15 protein-coding genes and 2 pseudogenes are annotated in these 19803 nt (G+C 45.0%); 1 reads left to right on the top strand and 16 read right to left on the bottom strand.

The annotated features are described in order from the left end of the window. Positions 1-201 precede the first annotated feature (201 nt). Both gndA and zwf read right to left on the bottom strand, forming a co-directional pair. Positions 202-1619: pseudogene (gene gndA / locus FU659_RS22265) on the bottom strand (NADP-dependent phosphogluconate dehydrogenase). 53 nt (positions 1620-1672) lie between these two features. Then, positions 1673-3145: a glucose-6-phosphate dehydrogenase gene (gene zwf / locus FU659_RS22260; RefSeq protein WP_147949563.1), complete on the bottom strand. Its 1473-nt coding sequence runs from the start codon at positions 3143-3145 to the stop codon at positions 1673-1675. Between the two features lie 182 nt (positions 3146-3327). Between zwf and FU659_RS22255 the strand changes: the two are divergent. Beyond that, positions 3328-4207, top strand: a pseudogene (locus FU659_RS22255) (LysR family transcriptional regulator). Positions 4208-4380: 173 nt separating this feature from the next. Here the strand turns inward: FU659_RS22255 and FU659_RS22250 are convergent. From FU659_RS22250 to FU659_RS22185, 14 genes are all read right to left on the bottom strand, one after another. After that, entirely contained in the window at positions 4381-5421 is a 1041-nt protein-coding gene (locus tag FU659_RS22250) for an NADH:flavin oxidoreductase (protein ID WP_187274311.1), read from the bottom strand. 195 nt (positions 5422-5616) lie between these two features. Next, the gene (locus tag FU659_RS22245) at positions 5617-6192 is read right to left on the bottom strand and encodes a TetR/AcrR family transcriptional regulator (RefSeq protein ID WP_147949562.1); all 576 of its coding nucleotides are present in this window, start codon (positions 6190-6192) and stop codon (positions 5617-5619) included. A gap of 213 nt (positions 6193-6405) precedes the next feature. Beyond that, the gene (locus FU659_RS22240; RefSeq protein WP_147949561.1) at positions 6406-6840 is read right to left on the bottom strand and encodes an SRPBCC family protein; all 435 of its coding nucleotides are present in this window, start codon (positions 6838-6840) and stop codon (positions 6406-6408) included. Between the two features lie 94 nt (positions 6841-6934). After that, a complete protein-coding gene (locus FU659_RS22235) occupies positions 6935-8452 on the bottom strand; it encodes a malate:quinone oxidoreductase (RefSeq protein ID WP_147949560.1) in 1518 nt (505 codons plus the stop codon). A 380-nt stretch (positions 8453-8832) separates the two neighbouring features. Beyond that, the gene (locus FU659_RS22230) at positions 8833-9639 is read right to left on the bottom strand and encodes a hypothetical protein (RefSeq protein ID WP_147949559.1); all 807 of its coding nucleotides are present in this window, start codon (positions 9637-9639) and stop codon (positions 8833-8835) included. Then, the gene (locus FU659_RS22225; RefSeq protein ID WP_147949558.1) at positions 9636-13049 is read right to left on the bottom strand and encodes a glycoside hydrolase family 99-like domain-containing protein; all 3414 of its coding nucleotides are present in this window, start codon (positions 13047-13049) and stop codon (positions 9636-9638) included. Before FU659_RS22225 ends, FU659_RS22230 begins: the two co-directional genes overlap by 4 nt. Then, positions 13028-14353: a hypothetical protein gene (locus FU659_RS22220; RefSeq protein WP_147949557.1), complete on the bottom strand. Its 1326-nt coding sequence runs from the start codon at positions 14351-14353 to the stop codon at positions 13028-13030. Before FU659_RS22220 ends, FU659_RS22225 begins: the two co-directional genes overlap by 22 nt. A gap of 21 nt (positions 14354-14374) precedes the next feature. Next, positions 14375-15400, bottom strand: coding sequence for a glycoside hydrolase family 88/105 protein (locus FU659_RS22215; RefSeq protein WP_147949556.1), 1026 nt, complete (start codon positions 15398-15400; stop codon positions 14375-14377). Between the two features lie 15 nt (positions 15401-15415). Next, positions 15416-16606 (bottom strand): hypothetical protein, encoded by a 1191-nt coding sequence (locus tag FU659_RS22210; protein WP_187274310.1) that lies wholly within the window; start codon positions 16604-16606, stop codon positions 15416-15418. Then, positions 16543-17169 (bottom strand): hypothetical protein, encoded by a 627-nt coding sequence (locus FU659_RS22205; protein ID WP_147949554.1) that lies wholly within the window; start codon positions 17167-17169, stop codon positions 16543-16545. The genes FU659_RS22210 and FU659_RS22205 overlap by 64 nt, the downstream gene beginning before the upstream one ends. A 25-nt stretch (positions 17170-17194) precedes the next feature. Further along, positions 17195-18031, bottom strand: coding sequence for a type 2 periplasmic-binding domain-containing protein (locus FU659_RS22200; protein WP_222708602.1), 837 nt, complete (start codon positions 18029-18031; stop codon positions 17195-17197). Between the two features lie 48 nt (positions 18032-18079). After that, on the bottom strand, positions 18080-18490 hold the full coding sequence (locus FU659_RS22195; RefSeq protein WP_261807971.1) for an extracellular solute-binding protein: 411 nt from the start codon (positions 18488-18490) through the stop codon (positions 18080-18082). Next, positions 18490-18861 carry a hypothetical protein gene (locus FU659_RS22190; RefSeq protein WP_147949551.1) on the bottom strand — a complete coding sequence of 124 codons (372 nt, stop codon included), beginning with the start codon at positions 18859-18861 and terminating at the stop codon, positions 18490-18492. Before FU659_RS22190 ends, FU659_RS22195 begins: the two co-directional genes overlap by 1 nt. Before the next feature lie 42 nt (positions 18862-18903). Further along, positions 18904-19779, bottom strand: coding sequence for a carbohydrate ABC transporter permease (locus tag FU659_RS22185; RefSeq protein ID WP_147949550.1), 876 nt, complete (start codon positions 19777-19779; stop codon positions 18904-18906). Between the last annotated feature and the right edge of the window lie 24 nt (positions 19780-19803).

The following is a 19803-nucleotide window of genomic DNA, read 5'->3' as shown; positions in this document are numbered from 1 at the left end:
CTGTCGGTAAAGCCAAAATCGGGAATTGGATAAAGTTCATGACATTTGGTTTTGAAAAGAACAGTTCATTGATTAGATACGGAAAATCGACAAATGAAAAGCACTCCTATGACTAGAATCATGAAGTTTGAATTTCATGACCATCCGTAGGAGTGCCCATTTTGCTGTTTTGGTTAAACTTTAAAGATTGCACTAAAAATGTTACTCGTTATTTTCCATCCATTGAAAATGAAAGCTTCCCTTTTGATCAAGCCGCTCAAACGTATGCGCCCCAAAGTAATCCCTTTGTGCTTGCAGTAAGTTAGCCGGCAGCCTCTCTGTACGATAGCTGTCATAATAGGATAATGCGGAAGTGAAAGCAGGGACCGGGATGCCCCTAGTTACGGCAATCGATATGACATTTCTCCAAGCTTCCTGGTAGTTTTCTATAATCCCTCTGAAATATTCGTCCAAAAACAAGTTTTTCAGAGCTGGCTCACGGTCATAAGCATCCTTAATATTTTGTAAAAACCTTGCTCGGATAATACATCCACCGCGGAATATCATCGCAATGTTGCCATAGTTTAAATGCCAATTATACGCGTCAGAAGCAGCTCTCATTTGTGCAAATCCTTGCGCATACGAAGCGATTTTACTGGTATACAAAGCTTTACGAACAGCCTCGATGAAATCTTTAGGATTGCCGACATAGCTTGATGTCGTAGGCCCATTCAAACACTTGCTTGCGGCCACTCGTTCTTCTTTCATCGCCGAGATAAACCGCGCAACACGGATTCGGTAATAATGGACAATGGAACACCCAAATCCAACGCGCTTTGGCTTGTCCATTTTCCGGTTCCTTTTTGTCCTGCCGAATCGAGTATGACATCTACCATCGGTTTGCCTGTATCTGGATCAGTCTTCCCGAAAATATGAGCCGTGATTTCGATCAAATAACTATCCAGTTCACCATTATTCCATTCGGAGAAAATGTCTTTCAGTTCATTTGTATTTAAGTTCAATACATCCTTCAACAAGTGATACGCTTCGCCAATAAGCTGCATATCACCGTATTCAATGCCGTTGTGTACCATTTTAACATAATGACCAGCGCCGTCTTCTCCGATATAGGTCGAGCAAGGATCGCCATTCACTTTGGCCGAAATAGCGGTCAAGATTGGCTCTACCAGTTCATATGCGTCTTTTTGCCCACCTGGCATAATCGCAGGGCCATTAAGCGCCCCCTCTTCGCCGCCCGAAACGCCCGCGCCGATAAAGTGTAATCCTTTAGCTTGAAGTTCTTTATTTCTTCTTTGTGTATCATGGAAATAGGCGTTACCGCCGTCGATTAGAATATCCCCTTGACTTAAGTAAGGCACAAGCTGATTAATGGTATCATCTGTAGGTTGTCCCGCTTTTACCATAATTAATATTTTACGCGGCGATTCAAGCGATTGGACGAATTCTTCGGCGCTGTAAGTGCCAACAAGGTTCTTTTCATGTGCTTCCGCCAGAAGTTCATTCGTTTTCTCTGGTGAACGATTATATATAGCAACCGAGAACCCTTTGCTTTCAATATTTAAGGCTATATTTTTACCCATTACGGCCAAGCCGACTACGCCAATTTGCTGTTTTTTCATTGTAAATTACCTCCCTGTCATTCTTTCCTTTAGCGAATAAACACTTTATATTCTTATTCAGGTTTGGTATCGAACCACCAATGATAGCCGTCCTCTGCCAATAATGCATCGGACTCGATAGGTCCGTAAGTGCCCGCAGAATACGGATAAAGCGGAACCAGATTCTCTTGAAATGCTTCTAAAATAGGCTGAACCCATTTCCAAGACAATTCCACTTCGTCCCAATGTGCAAAGAACGTGGGGTCTCCATGTAGTGCGTCATAAATCAAATTTTCGTAAGCCTCAGGAACATCGTCTCCACTCTCATGAAAGTTGATTTGAAGGGGCTTGAATTCCCCTTTATGCTGCGGATCCCTCGTATTCAATTGCAGTGTAATGCCTTCGTTAGGACTAATTTCAAATACCAGAAGATTAGGTGCTTTATTATCATCATTTACATGAGACAACTGCTTAAGTGGATCTTTGAACTCAAGTACAATCCTCGTTGACTTCTCCTTCATTCGTTTTCCTGTACGAATATAAAAAGGAACTCCCCGCCAAAAGAAATCATCAATCTGCAATCTAGCGGCAATAAAAGTATCGTTCATGGATGTAGCGGCAATACCTGGCTCAGAAGTATAAGCGGCTACCCACTTTCCTTGAATGACTCCTTCTTTGTACTGCCCGCGGATTACACTTGCGCTAACCTCCTGTTTTTGAAACGGCTCGAGGGATTCCATCACCATTTTCTTCTTAAAGCGCACCATTTCGGAGTTGCTGTTATTCGGAAGGTGGCTAGTCAGCATCATAAGCAATTGCAACATATGGTTTTGGAACATGTCTCTTACTGCGCCTACATGATCGTAATAACCAGCTCTTTCTTCTACGCCGACAGTTTCGTTTGCCGTTATCTGTACGTTAGCAATGTAATGATTGGTCCATAATGCCTGAAGTACCGGATTTTGTTGCAGTATCTCAAGTTTCTGTACCATCGGCTTGCCAAGATAGTGATCAATTCGGAATATTTCATGTTCGGAGAAAGCTTTGGTCAAATTTTGATTTAAAAGTCGAGCGGATTGCAAATCATAGCCAAAAGGCTTCTCGATCAACAATCGCTTCCAGCCACTAGCGGAACCAAGACCGCTTTCCTCGATGTTGGCTGCAATCGTTTCAAAATGTTCAGGTCCGACAGATAAATAAAACATACGATTCGGTGAAATGTGAAGCTCTTCTTCCCGTTGTTCTATCTGCTGCAGCAGCTTCTGGTAATCTGCTTTACGGCCTGTATCTAGTACACTATAGCTAAATGAACGCGAGAAATTTTTCATTAATTCAGGATCTTGTGCTTCGCGTCTTGAAAACATACGGATTGATTTCTCGACATTTGCCTGAAATGATTCATCAGACACTTCTTTTCTTCCAAGACCAATCAAGGAGAATGATTGCGGCAGCTTCTGATCGACAAACAAATTATACAAGGCAGGGTAAATTTTTCTTTTGGCTAAATCCCCTGTTGCTCCAAATAAGATAAATGTGGTTGGTTCCATTAATTCCTTACTCCTTCCAACAGAACACTCTTGATCATCCGGCATTGGCGACAGCGGCTGCAACAGCACGATGATCGCTTTCTAATCCGCAAGCTCTGGTTTCTTTTTCGTAATTCCACTATAATACACATATCATCTATAAGAGAAATTACTATATTTCACAGGAGCTATAGATCATGTCTATGAACAATAATTACGAATTGTATAAGGTTTTTTATTGGGCTGCCAAGACAGGCAGTTTAACTCAGGCTGCCAAGGCCCTTTATATCACCCAACCTAGTGTGAGCCACGCCATCAAACAGCTAGAAGACAGCTTTGGCATTGCTTTGTTTTACAGGAGTTCGAAAGGTGTTGCACTGACACAAGAGGGCACCATACTTTATTCCCTATATTGAGCAGTCTCAGAACTTCATATCGCGAGCCGAGGAAAAAATGGCCGCGCTTAAAAATCTGGAGAGCGGAGAACTGCGGATTGGCGGAAGCGACTCGCTGTTCAAGCACTATCTGCTTCCGTACTTGGAAGACTTTCATCAGAAGAAACCCGGCATCAGACTTCAGCTGAATCATGGAACCACGCCGGAGATTATATCCTTTTTAAAAGAAGGTAGAATTGATTTAGGCGTGGTTCGTATGCCTATTGTAGATGCTCAGCTTGAAGTGAGGGAGAGTATCCAGCTAAAGGATTGTTTTGTGGCAGGGGCCCGTTATGCCGAACTAAAGGACGTGATTCTTTCATTGGATATGCTTCTGCAGTATCCTGTGATCCTTTTCTCACGAAATAGCCGGGCACGAATGGCCATTACGGAATTATTTCAAAGCTACGGCTATAAACTCAAGCCTGAAATCGAGGTCGGGAGCGTAGATCTTCTCATCGAGTTTGCGCGGAAAGGACACGGAATCTCTTACATAACCAGAGAATTTATTTCGAGAGAGCTCGAAGAGGGCTCCCTCTTCGAGATTCAATTAGACGTACAACTGCCGCCCTCTCAAGTAGGGATTATGACGATGCGCAATATGCCTCTTTCCAGTTCAGCAAAAAAGTTTATTGACCTTGTTCGATAAATTCATAACTGCAAATAAGGATACTCCGATTGAAGTTTTTGCAACTATGCGCAAACATACAAGTGGTAGTGTCTGAGCATAGGATAAAAGCTTAGCAGACTCATTAGAAAAAAGCAGTGGCAGACCAAGGTCCGACACTGCTTTTTAACATGCATGCGACGTTATATCAACACTTAATTAAGTGTCTTTAATGCCTCTGTTGTAAAAGGAATCCATTCATCTGTCCGACCTTCGCGAATTTTCGTTGCCCAAGCTGGATCTGCCAATAGTGCACGGCCGATGGCAACCAAGTCAAATTCTTCACGTTCGAGTTTTTGGATCAAATCATCAATCCCGACATTATTTGCTCCCTTTCCTTCGGTGAAAAGACTCGTAAAATCACCATCAAGGCCAACGGATCCAACTGAAATCGTCGGTTTGCCCGTCAACTTTTTGGTCCATCCGGCAAAATTCAGGTCAGAGCCCTCGAACTCTGGCTCCCAGAAGCGGCGAGTGGAACAGTGGAAAATATCCACGCCCGCATCAACAAGTGGTGTCAGGAACTGCTCCAACTGTGCCGGAGTTTCAGCCAATTTCGCTGTGTAATCACTCGCTTTCCATTGCGATAAACGAAGTACAATCGGGAATTCTGGTCCGACTGCCTGACGACAGGCTTCGATGACCTCCACGGCAAAGCGTGTGCGCGCAAGCATGTTACCACCATAGCGATCGGTGCGCGGGTTGGTCTTTTCCCAAAGGAATTGATCGATTAGATATCCATGCGCGCCGTGCAGCTCAATGCCATCGAACCCAAGTCGCTTGGCTTCCGATGCTGCCTGTGCGAAAGCTTGGACGATCTCAGCAATTTCCGCTTCCGAATAATCACCAACATGGCCTCGAGCTCCCATATGCCAAATTTGTGGTATGATCCGTCCGCCTGCCTCATGTACCGCTGACACCACGTTTGCCCAGCCGTTTAATGCAGCTTCACCATAAAAGTGCGGAACGTTGACCTGATTGGAAGCATCCGGATGATTAATCACCGTTCCTTCTGTCACAATAAGTCCCACGCCATTCTCAGCTCTGTGACGGTAGTAGAAAGCTACATCTGCACCTGGTACGCCGTTCGGAGAAAATTGACGGGTCATCGGTGCCATTACGATCCGATTAGATAATTTCAAATTGCCTAATTCAAAAGATTTAAATAGGGGTTCTACTGATTGAGAATAATTCATAATAGCCTCCAAAGTTAGTATTAGTAAAAATGCTTAGATATATCTCAGGCCAGTCGCCTGCGTTAAAGATCAGCTATAATTAAATTTGGATATTCATCCAAAGGGGGAGTTTCGAAAGCACCACCTCCTTTAATATCATGTTGGTCATCCATTTTCTATTCTTGACTACACAGTCAATATCTCAACAAAAAAAGATCAAGGCGAAATCATCGCAAAAGACGTACGCAATACCGCCTCGATCTGTTCCCTAGACGCACCTGATTTCTCTAGGATTCTAACGCCGAGAATAGCGTTGTTCAGATAAGCTGCAAGCTCTTTGCTTGAAAAACGGGTCGTAATCATCTTCTGCTTCTGACCGCTTATGATGATCTTCTCTAGTATATGTTCGGCTTCAGCGAACATCAGCTCTATTTCGCAGGTGACCTGCTCGTCATCTGTTCCGAACTCCAGTGCGGAATTTACCATCAAGCATCCTTTGCACATGGCTTCATTCTCTAGAAGTGACCTGCTTAAAGACTCAAGCTTTTCAAGTGGGGACATGTTCTGCGCTTCCAGCTCTTCCAGTAGCGCTATACTCTGTTCGCGATAGTGTGCTAATGCCTTAAGGAACAAAACTCGTTTATCGTTAAATACACAATACAAACTTTGCTTTTTAACCCCGGTTGTTCGAGTTAGATCCTCATAGGAGGTCGACTTAAATCCTTTGGTCCAGAACACTTCCATAGACTGGTGCAATGCACGATCGACATCAAATTCTCTTGGTCTGCTCATGGGTTAAACATAACACTTTTTGACCGTGCAGTCAATAATTGATCATTGATCCATCTCTCTCGTCAATGAGCCAATCGGTCCCCATATTTCAAAGAGATACAAAGAATAAACTTCTACGGCAGTCTGCCCTGTTCAATTATTCTTTCCGTTAATTAAGCAAAAGACTGCCGAACGTGCCGGCAGCCTTGTCTGGGAGTATGATTGTGTTTTCCGTTATTTAACTAATCCTGCTCTCAATTTGTTAACACCAAATTCCAAATAACCCTTTAAACAAGTCAACATATAAACCCAACCTTCTTTATTATCTATTAATTGACTTATTAACTGGTCATCGTTTTCATTAAAACCTTCTTCGTTGACTTCAATTATTGTACCGGTGTTATCAGACTCTTTAAGCGAAATCGTAACCATATGCCCTTCCCCATTCACACCCCACTGAAACACGATTTTCTTATTTACCTCAACTTCCAATACCTCTATTCTCACTTGAGCATCGTATTCATCGTATCGTAAAGTAACCGTCTTCCCTTGTTCCCATCTTTCAGAACTCGATGAGAACCAAAAATTCCCGATTTTTGAAGGGTCTACAAAAGCTTCGAATACTTCATTAGCTGGCTTTAATATTATAAATTTCGTAAGGTTGTTCATAACCTGAATCATCCTCCCTTTTTATCCTATCCATAAGGTGAACAAAAGGCCACCGATCATGCCGGAAGCCTTGTTCTAGTTGTTTATGAGTTAATTATGATACGGTTCCGCCTGCTAACTGTAACGACAAGTTTTCGTTTAGACCAAGCGTCCGTGCTGTTGTAGCATGAATCTCTTCGATAAGCGCTGGATTTTTCAAAAGTACCTCGCCATAAGAAGGAATCATTTCTTTTATTTTCGATTCCCACGCTTTTATATGTTGCGGGAAGCATTTTTCTATTAACTCGAGCATGACGGAAACAGCGGTAGAAGCACCCGGAGAAGCGCCAAGCAAGGCAGCAATGGATCCATCCGCGGCACTGATAACTTCCGTACCAAATTGAAGCGATCCTTTACCGGCAGCGGTATTTTTTATCACTTGCACACGCTGACCTGCTACCACCAAATCCCAATCCTCGCTTTTGGCGTTCGGGACAAAATCCCGTAAAGCTTCCATGCGTTTTTCTTTCGATAACATAACTTCCTTGATCAAGTACTTTGTCAATGAAACGTTTCCTACGCCCGCGGCGAGCATAGTTACGAGATTATCCGTTTTTACGGAAGTTAACAAATCAAACATAGAACCGAATTTTAAAAACTTTGGAGAGAATCCGGCAAACGGTCCAAAGAACAATGATTTTTTATTGTCAATAAATCTTGTGTCCAGATGTGGAACAGACATAGGAGGTGCACCAACCGGAGCTTTTCCGTATACTTTTGCATGATGCTGCTCTACAATATCTGGTTTCTGACAAACCATAAATATTCCGCTTACTGGGAATCCTCCAATACCTTTTCCTTCAGGAATACCGGATTTTTGCAGCAAATGCAGACTTCCGCCTCCGCCGCCGATAAAGACGAATTTGGCCGTATGGCGTTCGACGATACCGTTGTCGACATTCCGCACTTTCAATTGCCATGAGCCGTCGCTAGTACGTTTAAGATCATCAACGTTATGTTTGAATTTTAAATCGACGTTTTTACTTTTTAAGTGGTCAAACAACATGCGCGTTAAAGCGCCAAAGTTAACATCCGTACCAGATTCGATTCTTGTTGCTGCTATAGGTTCATTCAATGTCCGGTCTTTCATAATAAGCGGAATCCATTCCATCAATTTTTCCGGGTTATCGGAGAATTCCATCCCTTGAAATAGAGGATTGTTAGACAGCGCTTCAAATCGTTTCTTTAGAAACGCTACATTTTGTTTCCCTTGTATTAAACTCATATGAGGCAATGGCATGATAAAGTCTCGCGGATTACGAATCAGATTCGTGTTTACAAGATAAGACCAAAACTGCTTTGAAACCTGATACTCTTCATTCGTTTTTATAGCTTTACTAATATCTATGGATCCGTCCGGTTTTTCGACGGTGTAGTTAAGCTCGCACAGTGAAGAATGTCCCGTTCCCGCATTATGCCATTCGTTTGAGCTTTCCTCTCCTGCACTTGCAAGCCTCTCAAACACTGTAATTTTCCAATCCGGCACTAATTCTTTCAGCAGTGACCCTAAAGTCGCACTCATGATTCCGGCACCAATTAAGATAACGTCTGTTTTAGTTTGTCTGTCGCTCATTTTTACCGTCCTTACACGCTAATATTTGAAGAAATGATGTAGGCGCTCCTACTTAGGCGCTAAAGCAAGCCAGAGTGCGACCTAGTCACACAACTTTTCTGGATCAATTATAACCCTATCATAGTGTATCACTATTATTTATAGATTTAAATATTTATTTACTATATATATGACAGTTATAAGCTATTTTAAAGCTGCTCAAATGTACGGAGTCTGTTCATAAGGCCCTAGGAGCACACATAAACCAAGGCATGAACCCAATACGCTAATCCAAAAAAGCTGCCTGATCGTACCAGCAGCTTTTCCTAATCAATTCAACTACGATTCCCGTTAGGGAGCTAGCTCCATATAACGTAAATGATTATGGATAGAAGGTTTCTTTATTGGATTGTAACGGATCTTCCTTTAAAATAAGCCCAATCCGTCTGTACTCCTACCACAAGCGCAGGTTGACTGGAACTTTCCATGAAACTTCCCGCTTGGGCGCTGATGGAAATCTGCGTACCCTTTGTTAGCGTACCTGTAAAACCATTTAATTGGCTTTTTTTCATAATTCCTTCTGTCAATACTCTTCCTGATTTCCCAGGAATAATTCGCTCCAGCGTGATGCCTACAAAGCTTTCAGGAGAGTCAGCAGCGCTCATGAGTCGCAGCGTCGTATTGTCGCTATCCAAACGGACTGCCGCAAAGCGGGGAATACCCACCTGAGTATTATTCCGTAAAGTTAACTGCTTATCCAACACCTGCGGATAGTATTCAGAGCCTGTGACGTTATACTCCGCGGCTCTTCCTGAAGCTCCCAAAACGCTATTCATTTGTGCCACGATATACGTATTGGGCTGGTTGGTATAATTTTCATTAAATACGATCGTTTTCGTCGTTCCGTCCTCAAAGGTCACTTGAAGGGTTTTGTTCAGGAGGGTGCAATCCCCCAGCCTTCTCCCAAGTGTATTATTGACATCAATGTTGGCATTCAAACCTACTTTGATCCCGGAAATATCCCAATAGCCGTATAAATAACCGCTAAGGCCGCCCCCTCCATCCCGTGTCTCATACGGCCCCAGTATAGCTGATACCGCACTGCCGCTGACCCTCACAGTCGAACTGCTTCCTGTAGACTTGCTGAACAAGGCCAGCGCTCTTCCCCTGTGCTCATCTGAGTAGCCAATAGGAGTACTGTTGTTCAAAGTAATCTTATAATCCGCATGGTTGGCATATTGATTTTCCGGCTTTGCGTTATCCAGGGCGAATCGTCCTGAACCATATAAGTTCCTATAATTTCCGTGTTATTGAAGATAACCTCATCTTTAGTGCCACTGCCTAACGATTCGATCATAATAGGCTTCATCGTTTCCGTAGAAACAATTTTGCTGTCGTTAATGATATTAATTTGCGGTTTGGTAAAGTCCTCCCGATTATGCACATACCAGCCGTCCGCTTTGGACACAAAGGTGCTGCCGTACACGATTTCCGTTACACCGCTGGCGGAGCCGTAGCCCCAGGCATGGGAACCTACTCCGCTGATGCCTCCCCATACCTTTGACGGATCTAGGTCATCCGGTGGAGTCACCCCTGGATGGGCAGCCATCCAGTTTTTGCGATAATCGACCGCTTCTAGATTGCCATAATGCTCGATATGGGTATTTTTCACGATATGAATCGCATCCTTATTATTGCCGGTATCTTCACTGTGTATCGGATATCTCATGTTTTTGGCAGTCACCGTAAGATTCTCCAAATTCGCTGATGCCTTCAACCAAAGTGTAGATTGATTCGTAATTTCACTGCTCGTGGCCGAAGCCGCATTCTCTCCCTTCAGGATCACTTGATCCCTGTCGGTTCCTCGGAGCGTAGTATAAGGCTTCACCACCCAATTTTTCTCGGTATATACGCCCGGATAGATCAGAATGACATACGGCTTGGTCGAGCTGCTGTCCTGAATACTGTCATTAGCCAATTTGGGAGAGATAAAATCGCCGGTTCCATCAGACTTCACCGTTAACGTGTTCGTATCGTAAGCTCCTTCTCGCACGGTTACTGTTGATGCAGCCGTTTTGCCCCCATCCACGGATGTAACCGTGATTTGAGCGACTCCCTCTTTTTTCCCGTAAACAGCTCCATTCACGTCTACGATAGCTACTTCGGGATTGCTCGAACTCCAAGTGACTGCTCTTTCTACGGCATTCAGAGGCTCTATCCTAGCCTTTAACCTCCCTGTCGCTCCTGGATTCAACTCCATCGCCGGTTTATTCAAACTGATCCCCGAAACTTTAGCTGGGATTGGATCATTGGCATATGTCACCGGCCGAATCTCCACGTCATCCAGATAATAACTATCTGCGGCTGCCGGAAAATCCGTATACACATACATGGTCAAATTCGTGATAGTGCCGGTTTCATTCAGCTTAAAATACCCTTCTGCTTTTTTCCAGGTGGCGGTATCCATCGCGGGCCCAGTGACCATCACCACTTGCTTCGTCTCCCCATTTACTTTGTACTGCAGACAAATTCGGAGCTTCTCACCCGCTGTGGAGCCAGGTGCCAGCTTGCCCCAAGCCGAGTAATAATATTCTTTCCCATTCTCTACACCGGGGAAGAGCATTTTCCCGTACGCATAGTCCTTGGTAACTTTCACAGACTGATGACCGGAATGGTACTCCGCAGTGGTTAGCTCGGCTGCGCTTCTCTCACCTGAATATATCAGCGTGCTCATTTCCATCCCAGGGTCTGTTAATAGATTGTCTCCGACTATTTTGAACGGGCCTGATACATACAAGGTCCCCTCAAGCGCTTGCCACGCCGTATTGTAACCAAACAATTCTTTTAACGCATCAGGCGAAACCAGCAGATCATAACTCGAAGTCACAGGAACATGCTGCAAGCTGATTGCCGCAGTTCCTTTGTACGCAGTAAGCTGGCCTGGCACAACCCGAATGACTTTGCCGTCCTTAACAGCGAGCAGGGCGCCTGCGTCATCTCGTTCTGTCGGAATCCCGTCCTTCGCCAGAACTTCTCCCAGCGGAAGCATAACGCTGCCGTCCCTCATTTCCAGTGGAGTCACCGTCTTCATCGGTTGTCCATTCAGCTGCATTTTCAAACCCGCAATGGGAACCTTCACGAACCCGATCTGGTCAATGCTGAAATCACCTGGAGTTGTAAGGGGATCGAACCGGATGGCCTCGATGCTTCCCGTCCACTTCTTGTTGCTCCACATGGGAACATAGTAGTCTGTGTAACCGCTGTCATTTGGTTTTACAAATAAACTGATCACTTTTGCTTCATTCCATGTTTTATCGGATTCCGTAATGAAATAAATTTGTCCGTCTGTATCGCTGGAGCTATTTTTCATACGAATGTGAATATAAGGATTATCCTCGGCGGATAAGCCTAAGCCAGTGGGTGAATATATGCCGGGATCATTGCCTGTTGATGTACCGGAATAATGTCCTCCTGATATGCTTACATGGTACACTTGCTTCACAACCGTCCAACCCTGACTGTCCCCATCTGTGTTAAAGTCCCATAGCTTGCTGTAAGTCATTGGGCTAGCATCCGTTATCGGTGGAACTTCCACGGTTTTGGGAGGAACAATCCGCCCCTCGGGATATAAACCTCGAAGTCTTTCCTTTTGCGCAGCTGTAGGCACAAGATCCGTATGTTCCCCGCCTGCTGTGAACACATGACGAATTGCATCCAAATACTTGAAACCATTTAGTCCGGCAGGCATGATAAAGTGGCCTTCACCATATTCATTCCAGTTGTCCAGCAGAACCATCTTTCGTCCTATACTGTTTGCTGGCAGCGAGGGTACATACGTGTCTTTCACCCATTGACCCGTTGACTGGAACTCCTCAGGTGTAGCGTAATATCCGGCAGGGCCATCCCATGCCCGATCATCCCTCCCCATGCTGACAACCGGAACCACATCCATGGAACCCGCATCTCTTTGCTGCTCCAGCTTTGTCTTTTGCAATTCTTCCTTCCCTGCAAAAGCTCCCCATGAATAAGAAAACATCGCATCCAGTCCCGCTTCCGTCTTCATTTCCTGGATGATAGCGGGGTCCGAACTTGAATTGGATATCAGAATAATGACATCATCGAAGCCGGCATCCTTGCAGGCCTGTCTGAGATAGTCAACTTCAGCTTTAACACCTGCCGCTGTGCCGCCAAAATTTCGTTTCAAACCTGAATAACTAAAAATCCCAATGACAGGCTTATTGTCGATGACGACATACCGTGGATCTTTGAAATAGTATTCCATCCAATATGGCACAACATTGTTTCTGAAATCCACGCTTCCGCTAACTTTGGAGGATGAGGATTCCCACATGATCATAAAATTGGCTTTATTGCTGTACTTGGCATTAAAATAACCCTCATGAAGCGCCGCTCCCAAGCGAGGTTCCTTAATCGGCTTTCCTTCTGTGCCTGTTGGTCTGTACCAGCAATACATTTGGAAGTTAATACCGTGCTCAGCCATCCATTTGATTTCCCAGTCGGCTACTTCCGGATTGCCTTCATCGTAAAATCCAAGATAAGGTACCCTTTCCGGATACGGATTAATACGGTCCCACCCTAAGTGCTGCCCTCTCTCCATAAGGAACAGGCTTGTGTCCCTACTAACTCGCCATTGGATGGTACTGAGACAGGAGCAGGTACATAGTCCATAGGCTCTGCCGTCTCGTGATACAGGAGGATATCATCCAGAGACATGGTTCCTCCATTCGAGCCTTCGATTGAAAAGTTAACCCGGTTCACACTGCTTAACGGGATGTCGATTTGTTCGACTTTCAATTTGCCATTCAGATACAGATCTGCTTTTCCTGTCACCGTGTTCAACTTGAGTTTTACGTGGTACCACAGGTTTGGAATATAGTCGTAAAAAGCCACCGTTTGGCCGCTTGCGTTTTTATAGGCGAATTTGCCGTCTTTGGTAAGCCACTGAAAGACTGTTGAATCTTCATTTTTCAGAACTGCTGAGAAACCATCCTTTTTAACAGGAATGAATACTTTAAATTCGTAAATCAGTTTTCCTTCCTGCGAAGGCACGTGTTTCTCTATGGTCATCTCGCCAGCAGCATTCGTCGCGTTCATCTTCAGACTAAACACATCCGGCGGCTTTGAGTTATCCATTTTCTCCACAGCAATGACGCCACCGTTAAGCTGGGATTGCCAATCCTCAGGCAGGGGACCTTGAACCGTAGCATTAAACTTCTCATTAACGGCATACCCTTTATAAATTTTCACCGGAGCAAAAAACAGCTCTCCCGTTGTCACATCACCAGTCGTAACGAGGAAGTTATCGATAACTGCCACATCGTGAGTAAAGCTCTTGTCCGCTGCCTTCAATAAACCGTTTACATAAGTCTGGACTTTTTTAGCATCCAGATTAACAATCACTTTGACGCCATATTCCGTATTCGCATTGATCATCTGGAGACTGTGAATAGCATCACCTGCCTCCAGAACCAAGCTGCCATTCTGTACCCCAAGGCTGACGCATTCGGTTGCTCCGCTTCGAAGTTGCCATTTTACGCCGTTTACGACAGATGGCATTTTAAAGCGGTATTCCAGCGTAAGGGTCCCACTACTCTGGGACCGGATTTTTTTATTCATGGATACAGGAAGCACATCACTGGTATCACTGATTTTAAACCAATTGTTGAAGCTGTAGGAAATGGAGCCTCCTGCTCTTTTCACGTCCCATCCACTAGGTACAATGTCATTAGGTTCATAGGAAGTGGCGAGGTTAGAAAAATCTTCATCCAAAAGATATTCCGCTTTGTCCGGAGAGTTTATCGTATCGGCATAAGCTGTGGAATCTTCCCATGGATTTACGGTTAACGTGGCTAACATGCATACTAACATAAGGATCGCGAATAACCTGCGCCTTGTTCCCATATCAGTTGCCCCCTTCAACATTTAACATGTTTCGTACGCCTCTTGGCATAACATCAACAAGGTAATGCCTTGACCCCATGGCATGATCGAATCCCGGGGAATCGTATTATAGTCCTGTACGCTATGTTGAATGCCTGTTCCGGCCGACACGCTCAGCACCGTCCCTCTCTCCGTAATTTGTCGAAGAACAGCCTTATAGCCCTTCTCTGCACAACGCAAGTATTGAGGATCCAAATACCCCATCTGTACACTTTTCGATATGCCATATACAAAACCCGCCGTGGCTGAGGTTTCCTCATAGGAGGAGGCGTCATTTAGAATGGTAGGCCACAAGCCGTTGTCATTCTGAACTGCTGCCAGTGCTTTGACTTGCCGCTGGATTCTTTCAAAAAACCATGCCTTTTCCTTTGCGTAACCTATCAAGGGTGCGAATATTTCCGGAATGCTGATCGTGACCCAGCTGTTTCCTCTAGCCCACAAACAACTGCTGAGATGATGGTTGTCTGCCAGACTGTAGCCATGGTAAAGCAAGCCATTATCCCCGGTTTGAAGGCATTCGATATGAAGCCTTGCCTGCAGCAGCCCTTCCTCGATGTAAGCCGTATTATTTACGATCTGTCCCAGTTCTGTTAAGAACACACCGGCCATAAATACCGTATCCACCCACATCTCTCCGGCAAACTTATCGTTAATGACCGTATGCTCAAGAGCCCCATTGGATAACCGTGGAGCTTCATTCATCAGCCAACTGGCAAATTTCTCGGCAAAATCAATATACTTAGGATCCTCTGTTTCACGATAGAGCAGCAGCACCGAGAGCAGCGGTGCAGTGGTATTGATGTTATACGAAATCTTCTGGCTGTGCGTCATATTGGCATCAATGAACGTTTTGATGAAGTTATAAATCTCTTGGCTTCCAGTCGCCTCATACACTTTCCGCAATCCGTACAGGGCGACGCCTGCTCCCCAGTCCCAATCACCTTTCTTGTCGACATTAAAATCCATCTGCATCGTTGTTCGTGCCACTTGTTCCAGTATTCCTTTCACTTTACATTCCTCCGCTTATGCATATCTGACTGTTATTTGGTTAAAATCGTAGGTTGCTTTTTTTTCATTAGTCCTGACTTCAATCACGCCACTGTTAAAAGCTGAAACGAGATAGGGTCCATGATAGGTAGGATAGGGAAAAGACACAGCTTCTCCCCTTACGACGCGCTTTGATTTGTCCATCACGAGTTCCCCCTCCAGGGAGGAATGATACGATAACTCCATCCTTCCAGGGTCGAAAACAACACGGTTCTGCCTAATCGTTCTACGAAACGATGCAAAATCTCCAAATGTCATTTCATCTCCTACTTCGCAAATGATCGCGTTGCTCCTTCCATGGCTGATGATTTCTTTTCTAGCGTACTCGCCTTCAGTTGTCCATATATAGCCGTTCTGAATAAACAAGGAGATGTACACCTCGGATTTCCTTAGAAAAAGGTAGTTCCCTTCTTCCTCAACCTGATCAAAAGCATCTCTTGGCACATGGCAATGAATCCAGTGCAGCGCTTGCGTTTCCGGAATTTCATACATCGCCATCACCACATTTTTTTCGCCAAAAAAGTGTCCGCAGCCGCAGCCCAAATCGCCCGTCCAATATCCATGTTCGCTTCCCTCCGTGCCGTAATGCCCGGGATGATGACTGAATATTTTCAACGTGGTTGCTTTGGGCAAACTCAGATCCCATTGGTGTTGCTGATGGTGAGCGTACCAGCCTGCTTTACTTTCCAGCGCATAGGCATCTTGAAAATTCACGGCTCCGATGATGTAGCGAGGCGTATAATACGTATATTTATTGATGCTTCCGTCCTCTTGCGGCAGCTGTTTGTGAGGCGTTTCGCAAGTGATGCAGTGTAAATGCTTGCTCTCTTGATGAACATAGGACTGCTCACGCCCAAGCGCAATCTCATACGTTTGCTGTTGTGGCCGATAGCCAGAGCAAAGGGCGGCAATCAGGCAGGGAGCGTGAATCTGCTCCCTATAACCATGCCCGAAATACAAATAATAAAGAGGAAAGGTACTGCTTCTGGTGTGATCCAGTGCGACTGGCGCATAGATGCGGCCGTGGGCGCCTCCATATAAGCCGTCGAGGCTATCGCATACCATATCCAGCAGCAGCAAATCGAGCATCATCTGTGCAAGCTTTACCAGTTCCGGATCATCGGCAAAGTCATAGAGGCACAGCAGACATTCCATAACTTCCGGCATATAGCTGGAGGAATCAAACTCCGCCCATCCTCGCTTGGCGCGAAAAACAAGGTATTCCCGGAGGAAGTTTCCTTCCTCCGCCAGGAGATCCCTGCCATCTTTCCATACGCCCTGAAGTCCTCTTGCGGATACTTTTGCGCAGCCAGATAGCGGGAGGTATGGAAAAGCAGCATATGATTCTCAGATTTGTATTTACTCTCAAACTCATCATTCAGATAAAATTGTCGAATGGTACGGATAGTTTCTTCCTGCAAAAGCCCCGTGGCTTCAAACTGATAAAGAGCGCGTATAAGCTTGATCGCCGCAAAATCCGATTCTCCTTGCGGATCACGGCCATATAGATGAGGATGCACAAACCACTTCGCCGTTCTCACCAGACTCTGGTTGCTTTCTTCTACATAGATGGCTCTACTCAAGTTCGCAATAGCGGTGCCTCCATACAGATCTTTCGATACATCTGGCTGAATTTGCCTATCGAGCAAAAAGGAGCTTCTATCCTCATGGCTAGCCATGGCATTCGATGCTAGAAGCTCTGCATCGTCGGACAATCGAATATAGTCCATTTCCATCTCACCTTATCTGTCATTTTCACTTTTTAGCAAGGAATTGGTAGATATCCTTCGTCAGGAACGCATTCTTTTTATTTTGCTCATACCACTTCGCGTACCAATCCATCGTTTGGTTTTGTCCAATCTTCTGTTTCAGACTTTTCAAATCGTTCATCGCTTGATCAACCGTATAGCTGCCTCCGCTAACGACCGTTTTGGCGATAAGATCCTTGCTTTGCTGCGTCCAATCGTTGTTGATCTTTAACAAATCAGCCGGAAGCGTTGGCATATGCTCATTATGGGTTAGCGTATACAGCGGGACGGCAGGGTTCTCGTACAGATCACGAGTTTCATTTTTGATTTTGCTCCATTCCTCGGCATATGGAATATCTTTGTTGACCACAGGAATGTTGCATACATCTTTGGAATCAATCGTTGTCGCTGACATGTATAAATCCGTGTTATAGTTCATTTCGATTTTACGCAAATCAGGATTAATCGGTCTCGGACAGCCGAGCTCATCATTTTTCCAATGTACGTTTTCCGTGCCGAACTTGAGCGTTTTCCATGTTTTCTCCGATATCATAAAATCAATCTCTTTTACTGCGGCGGCCGGATCTTTAGAACCTGCGTAAACCACTGTTGTCATCTGAAGCGGGTTTAACATTCTGATCGTGTATTGCCCAAATTCTGTTTTTGGCATCAGCATGGGGGCAATTGTTGCCTCTTTGTTGGTGCTTCGGAGCGTCGTTAAAAAATCAACGTTGGCATTGTCAGCGACATAGATGCCGAGCTTGCCGGACAAAAAGTCTTTTTTGGCTTTCTCCCCGTTTTTATCCGTCAAATAATCACGATCAACAACACCTTCGTCAAACAAGCGCCTTCTTGAAGGCAACAGCAGCTTTCATTCTCGCATCGTCTTCGACTAGCTTGTCATCTTTATAAACATCGTATTGCCATGCATCGCATCAATGGCCTCATCGCCTAAATAAGCGAGTGAATAGCCGTAGGTATCTTTCTTTCCATTGCCATCAGGATCTTGCTCTGTGAACGCTTTCGCTACTTTAAGCAGATCTTCCGGCGTCTGTGGAATAGGCAGGGAAAGTTTCTTCAGCCAGTCGGTGCGGATGAATACGGCTACCTGCATCGTACTAGGAATCACCCGACCGATTTCGTACATTTTGCCATCAGGCTTCGTTCCGATTTTACGCAAGATCGGATACTTTTCCAGCATCTTGGTGTAATTCGGCGCATATTGTTTGACCAAATCATCCAGCGGAAGCAACTGCTTCTGGCTGTACAGTTGATCCCGGTAACTTGTATCAAATTCATTTATTACGTCAGGGGCATCTCCGGAAGCAAACAGCGTATTAAACTTTGCTTGGATTCGAATCTCGGGACGGGGACAAATTCGACATCCGCCGGCCCGTTTTCGTTAATCCATTTGGTCCAGCGGTTGTTCGTAATCGAGCCTTCCGCCGCCGGCGTATTGCCACGGTCATAAAGGGATATTTTGATCTTGCCCCGTTTCTCTGGTGCGGATGGCGATGCCCCCGCTTTGGTTGGGGAAACGGTCGACCCGCTGCCTTCTACTTTGATTTGCTGCAACCAGCAAGAACGGTTCCAGCTGCCAACACCGTCACCACTGCCAATACGGTACTTTTCTTCATGCTGTCTCTCATATCTTTCATCCCCTTTAGTAGTCATTAACTGCTTTCGAATCCCATCATCTTCTTACCATTCTACGTTTTATCCTTTAATGGCGCCAAGCATCACTCCTTTTACAAAATACTTTTGCAGAAGCGGATATACGATCAGCATCGGCAAGGTCATAATCACAATGCCTCCTGCTTTCATAGCCTCAGGGGACATATTCTCCAGATCTTCCGGCTGCAAGGCAATCGCCTGTATCAGCATGCTTTGACTCTGCACCATCTGCTGAACGAATACGGTTAAGTTCATCTTTTCTGCATCATGGATGAAGAGAAGCACGTTCAGGAAGGAGTTCCAATAGCCAACCGCTAAAAATAAGCAAATCGTCGCGATCACAGGCAAAGATAAAGGTAGAAATATTTGGGCAAGAAGCCGCCATTCCCCACAGCCGTCAATACGTGCAGACTCTTCGATTTCTGGGGGAATTCCTTCGAAATAACTTCGCATGAGCAGTAAATTATAAGCACCAACCAACCCAGGGAGCCATAAAGACCAGTAGGTATTGATGAGGCCTAAGCTTTTCATCAATAGAAAAGAGGGAATCAGCCCACCGGTGAACATCATCGTAAACACCATACCCAGCGTAATAAATTTGCGTCCATAGCAGTATTTACGGGACAAGGCGTAAGCGGCAAGCGTCGTACAAAGCAAACTTAACCCCGTTCCTACTACTGTGATAGTCAAACTGTTCACAAAAGAGGGGACAACTCTGGTACCGATAAATAATTTTTTATACGCTTCCAGATTGAAGTGAATCGGCCAAAGCCAGACGTACCCGGAATCAATAGCCGCTGAGTCGCTGAATGAAACAGCGATAATATTAATCAGCGGTATCAGGCAACTGATGGCTGCCAACAGAAGAATGGAATGAACGGTAACATGAAACCATTTTCCTGCGGTATTTTCTCTCACATGCTCACTACCTTTCCAGCTCGA

The sequence above is a fragment of the Paenibacillus sp. N3.4 genome (assembly GCF_008017805.1).
Classification (GTDB): domain Bacteria; phylum Bacillota; class Bacilli; order Paenibacillales; family NBRC-103111; genus Paenibacillus_E.
The sequence above is the reverse complement of the archived record's forward strand: the minus strand, read 5'-3'. Positions and strand labels throughout refer to the sequence as shown.

Coding starts and splice junctions, on each gene's coding strand:
- zwf (WP_147949563.1), bottom strand. CDS start 3,145: ATGGAACCAACCACATTTATCTTATTTGGAGCAACAGGGGATTTAGCC.
- FU659_RS22250 (WP_187274311.1), bottom strand. CDS start 5,421: ATGAATTATTCTCAATCAGTAGAACCCCTATTTAAATCTTTTGAATTA.
- FU659_RS22245 (WP_147949562.1), bottom strand. CDS start 6,192: ATGAGCAGACCAAGAGAATTTGATGTCGATCGTGCATTGCACCAGTCT.
- FU659_RS22240 (WP_147949561.1), bottom strand. CDS start 6,840: ATGAACAACCTTACGAAATTTATAATATTAAAGCCAGCTAATGAAGTA.
- FU659_RS22235 (WP_147949560.1), bottom strand. CDS start 8,452: ATGAGCGACAGACAAACTAAAACAGACGTTATCTTAATTGGTGCCGGA.
- FU659_RS22225 (WP_147949558.1), bottom strand. CDS start 13,049: ATGGAGAGAGGGCAGCACTTAGGGTGGGACCGTATTAATCCGTATCCG.
- FU659_RS22220 (WP_147949557.1), bottom strand. CDS start 14,353: ATGGGAACAAGGCGCAGGTTATTCGCGATCCTTATGTTAGTATGCATG.
- FU659_RS22210 (WP_187274310.1), bottom strand. CDS start 16,606: ATGCCGGAAGTTATGGAATGTCTGCTGTGCCTCTATGACTTTGCCGAT.
- FU659_RS22205 (WP_147949554.1), bottom strand. CDS start 17,169: ATGGACTATATTCGATTGTCCGACGATGCAGAGCTTCTAGCATCGAAT.
- FU659_RS22190 (WP_147949551.1), bottom strand. CDS start 18,861: ATGACTACTAAAGGGGATGAAAGATATGAGAGACAGCATGAAGAAAAG.